This is a genomic window from Lawsonibacter hominis (genome assembly GCF_014287895.1).
Lineage (GTDB): Bacteria > Bacillota > Clostridia > Oscillospirales > Oscillospiraceae > Lawsonibacter_A > Lawsonibacter_A hominis.
In genome coordinates this window covers 1-4,731 of the sequence record NZ_JACOPP010000040.1, presented here as the reverse complement: position 1 = coordinate 4,731, position 4,731 = coordinate 1, and the positions used below count along the sequence as shown (strand labels likewise).

General features: G+C 52.8%; 5 protein-coding genes and 1 pseudogene. All 6 read left to right on the top strand.

From position 1 onward, the window contains the following. Positions 1–422: pseudogene (locus tag H8S57_RS15780) on the top strand (hypothetical protein); the annotation flags it as partial. Positions 423–576: 154 nt separating this feature from the next. After that, positions 577–1,470, top strand: coding sequence for a hypothetical protein (locus H8S57_RS15775; RefSeq protein ID WP_055180670.1), 894 nt, complete (start codon positions 577–579; stop codon positions 1,468–1,470). A 55-nt stretch (positions 1,471–1,525) separates the two neighbouring features. Beyond that, positions 1,526–2,044 (top strand): hypothetical protein, encoded by a 519-nt coding sequence (locus H8S57_RS15770; RefSeq protein WP_058964233.1) that lies wholly within the window; start codon positions 1,526–1,528, stop codon positions 2,042–2,044. Further along, positions 2,028–2,618, top strand: a complete 591-nt coding sequence (locus tag H8S57_RS17500; protein WP_025544418.1) for a DUF4314 domain-containing protein — start codon at positions 2,028–2,030, stop codon at positions 2,616–2,618. Before H8S57_RS15770 ends, H8S57_RS17500 begins: the two co-directional genes overlap by 17 nt. 143 nt (positions 2,619–2,761) lie before the next feature. Continuing rightward, positions 2,762–3,688, top strand: a complete 927-nt coding sequence (locus H8S57_RS15760; protein ID WP_243130684.1) for a DUF3991 domain-containing protein — start codon at positions 2,762–2,764, stop codon at positions 3,686–3,688. Between the two features lie 2 nt (positions 3,689–3,690). Further along, complete coding sequence (locus H8S57_RS15755) at positions 3,691–4,587, top strand: hypothetical protein (protein WP_055180672.1); 897 nt, start codon at positions 3,691–3,693, stop codon at positions 4,585–4,587. Positions 4,588–4,731: the final 144 nt, after the last annotated feature.

The window sequence follows — 4,731 nt, the reverse complement described above, 5'->3', positions numbered from 1 at the left end:
CTGATGAAAGGCGGGCGCAGCAAGACGCCCGTGAACAGCAGTTGGCACAAGAACGACAGGCCCGTTACGATTCCGCCATCCGTGAGGCCGAAGGAAATATTATGGCGGGAAAGGAGGTGATAAACCGGGAGATCAACGGCAAATCTCTCATTATGCAGCTCTTTCGTGAGCATGAAATTCCTGTTCCTCTCAAAACACAGGGCTGGATCATCAATTCGCTTCACAGTATCCGGTACGACCCCCAAATTGGAGAATGGAACTACCGCTATTTCAAAGGCAGCCGGAACAGCACCAAAATGTTTGACCTGCTTTCCAAACTGTCCGCTGCGATTCAGACCCGACAGCAGTTTGAAGAACATGGGGCGTCCCCGCCGGACAGCCCTGTATTGGAATGTGAGGAAGAACAGGATATGGAACTGTAAATCTGGTTTTTGAAAGGAGCCAATATGAAAAAAGCAATTTTGAGCGTATCCGCTGCCGCCGCCATGATTGGCGGCCTTTTCTATTTTGGCTGGTATCGCAACCGCCACGGCGCCAACTAAGCAAATCGACCTGTCTGGAGGGAGGTGAAGCGATATGCCGATGACAGCGACAATGGCGCCCTACACCCTTTTCATACTGGATGATGATACCCCTCTGAACCCTCGTGAGGATCACGACTGCCTGGGAAAAATGGTCTGCTGGCATAGCAGATACAGCCTGGGCGAGAAGCACGATTATGATGAGCCAAGCGATTTCCTGCGGAACCTGCTATTTTCTGAATACTCCAGCGGCCATGACCGGAACAATCCGGTTTTCGCGTTCCTCAAATCCGGCAAGGCAAAGGATGCCCGCCTGGAATACAACCGCTCCACACGGGAGTGGGAATTGCGTGAGAATCAGCACTGGAGTTCAGACAGCGATTGGTATGTGTCCTCCAGCTATGCGGCCTCGTTGAAAGATGAAGTCCCGGACTGGTTTTTGGATGATTGCCTTTCTGCCCTCACCACCGGCGAACTGTTTTCGCTGGTGGAACAAATGGATGGAATGGTGATTCTTCCGCTTTACCTGTACGATCACAGCGGGATCACCATGAACACCTGCGGCTTTTCTTGCCCGTGGGATTCCGGTCAGGTTGGCTGGATCTATGCAGATAAAGCGATGATCGAGCAGGAACACGGGAAAATCACCCCTGAAATATTGGAGAAGGTTCGTCAAACCCTGGAAGCCGAAGTCAAGGAGTACGACTACTACCTGACCAACCAGTGCTATGGATTCCAGCTTTTCAAGGAAGATGTGGAGGTGGATAGCTGCTGGGGATTCCTGGGGGAAATCCGGGATGTTCAGGATGCTGTAAAGGAGCATCTGCCGGAGGACTGCAACCCGGCAATCGTTGAATCGCTCCAATTTCAGTATGAGGAACTGGACATCGACGAGTATTTGGAGCGATTGCAGGAAGAAACGGAGGGATTAGACTGTGAGCCTGGATAACACAGTGAATGTTTTCATCCTGTATGGCTGCACCTTGAGCAAGGAGCGAAGTTCCATGCGAATCGTGGCCGCCACTACGGATGAAGAAATGCTGCATACCATCATCGGCGCCCAAATCCTCGGCGGCACAATGGACTACCGAGGCTTCAGCAATATGAAGGGCTTTGAACAGTTCCGGGCGGCCTGCCGTGCCGGTGATGTTCAGTATAGCAATCTGGACTATGGCTTTGTGGAGCAGACGGAAAATCTGATGCTCCCGGACTGTGCAAAGGAGCCGCAGTTTGAGAAAGCATATCGGCTGCTGAACCTGTCCGACCATGAGTTCAATGCCATCCGCAATGGTTCTCTGGAGAGCCTGGGCGAAGATCGCACCCGTTTGATTCTGGATAAGGCGCTGTCATGGGCGGCACAGAACTATGCCGGATGGGACTTATACCGCCATTTGAGAGATGAACTCGGCATGAGCAACGAGGAAATCGGAAAAGCCGGATTTGACCTGGATGAGTTCTATGAGGTCGAAGCGGCGGACTCTGCGGAGTATGAAGTGGAGGCTGACTATGGCGAAGAACTTTAATTCTTCTGCTCTGCCGGAACATTGCTATGCAGTTCTTCCTGGTTCCGGGCAGCTCATAGAGGTCAGGCGCGGCGAAAAGGGCTACTATCCCTGTGCCTACTCCACCGGCGACCGTGAGTATAACAAGGTTTTGGCAAATTACTTCAATGCCCATGAGGGCATTTCAAAGGCACAGGCGGCAGCTATGTTGGCCGGTTCCATGTTTGGCTGGAATGTTCCTGCTGCCGATCCTGCCTGTTACGATGCAGAGGGCATCCCGATCCAACCGGGAGAAAAGAAAGCGCCCACCAGATCGCCGGAATATCAGTACGAGCAGGCAAAGCTCATCCGGCAGAACTACCAGCCCGGAACCAAGGTTGTGCTGGATGAAAAGATGGAAGATCCCTACCGTGAAATGCCTGCGGGACTGACCGGCATCGTAGATTCCGTTGACGATCTGGGGCAAATTCATTGCCATTGGGAGAATGGTTCTTCGCTGGCGCTTATTCCGGGCGTTGACCATTTTCATCAGGATATGACTCAGGAGCCTGTGATTGAGAGCAGCGAAGAACAGGAGCCTGATTTGGAATTGTGAGGTGATGTGATATGAGCAGAAGCGCCGCTGCGTATCAGAAATTTACCGAGGATGAGATTAGGAAGGCAAACAGCGTGGATATTCTGTCCCTGGCCCGTGGCTATGGATATGAGCCGGAAAAGGCAGGCCGCAAAGCTGTCCACATGAAGCACAGCGGCGGGCTTTACATCTTCCCCGAAAACAATCGCTTTTTCCAATGGACGGGTCCTGATGATGGAGTCAAAGGCGGCGCCATTGATTTTGTCATGCGGGAAGAAAACCTGTCCTTCCCCGAAGCGGTGGGCAAGCTGATCGGCAAGGAGTTCTCTCCATCCGTAAAGCAGGTGGTTCCCTATGAGAAAAAAGAACGGGAGCCGCTGGTGCTGCCCGAAAAGGCAGACAACATGAAGCGGGCCTATTGGTATCTGGTTTCTGTCCGAGGTATCAGCCCTAAAATCGTAAGCCACTTTATGAATCGGAAGATGATTTATCAGGAAAAGAAGTATGGCAACTGCGTGTTTGTAGGCTACGATGCGGAAGGAACCGCCCGGTACTGCTCCATGCGGGCGGCCAGAGATAACAGCTCCTTCAAAATGGATGCGACCGGCTCTGATAAAAGCTACCCCTTCTTCCACGAGGGCAAAACCGATCTGCTGATTGTCACCGAGGCGCCCATCGACCTGATGAGCCATGCTTCTATTGCCGCTGACTTTTATGGGCGTGACTGGATGCAAGATCACCGTATCTCTACCGGTTGCCTTTGGAATGGAGCCATTGACCGTTATCTGGAAGGCCATCCGCAGATCAAGCGGCTGGTGTTTGCAGTGGACAATGACTATCTGGCCCGTGACAAGAATGGGCAACTGCGAAATTGGGGGCAGCTTACAGCGGCAAAATGGATGAAGGCATACACCGAAAAGGGATATGCCTGCGCGGTTCATGTGCCACATTTGAATGACTTTAACACCGACCTGGTGGAAATGCGGAAGGGGCGTTCTGTGGAGGATTTAGACCGTCAGCGTATGGCGGAGCTGGAAACCGCATTTGAACAGAGCGCCGAGGAAGAACCGGAACAAGGTATGGAGGTGTAAAATTGGCAAAAATCAAAACCTTTGAATTGGATCGCTGGAGTGAGCCGGATGAAAAGCGGCGTGTCCGGCACATCGGCATGGCCGACGCAAAAGAAACCTTTGACAGACTGCAAACGCACCTGGAACTGAAAGGTCTGCTCCCGGATGAGTATTTCCTGTTCTCCGATGAACTGACGGGCGAGCTGCCTGAATTTGACCAGGCGCTCTGTATTCCCAATTTTGGGGCCAGCGAAGGTATCTATCTGGACATTTCCCTGGCCTGCCGCGACAAAGATGGCAAGCGCTATTTTCAAAACTTTGCTACCGGCAAGACATTGGGAGAAACTGCGGACGACTATTACAGGATGTTCCGCATTGCTGCCGAATGTTCCCTGATGCTCAATGGCCGTGGAAATACCTATGAACAGAAAAAAGTGGACATCGTTCTGACCGAACAAGAGGCGGAAGCCGTGGGGACTGTGGTGGATATGGAACTCTGCGGCCACCATCCGCCGGAGGCCGAGGCAATTTTGAACTCTGCGCTGGAGAAGATCGACCGGATTGCCTTTGCAAAAGTCCAGACCATCACCTGTCACGGGAAAGACGATTACTCTCTCTGGTCTGCGGAGATCCCCAAAGATATGCTGCACTCCATCCTACACGAAGCCTGCGAACGGGTTGGAACCCTGGATGAACTGATGGACGCAATGAACCCGAAGGACGGGTATGAAATGCGGCTGTTCATTCAGACACCGGGACGGCAGTTTGCGTTCTACCGTATCCCTGAACGGCTCTCCAATCTGGAGGACTACGCCAATGAGGGCTGCTCTGTCCGAGGAACAAAGGACGAAATCATGGCGGAGATTTTTACCGAGTGGGCGCCCGCCCAAGAAGATCTGGAAGATGACTTTGAACTGTGACAGCCCGCACTTTTCTTTTCATCTGTACCTGCCCGCCCCCCTGCGGGGGCGCCCCGCAACCGGAATCCGCAGGCCACGCCCTGCGGTTCTCGGTTAAGGCAGGAATAGCCGTCATACCTGACGGCGGGCTGACAGCTTGAAAGC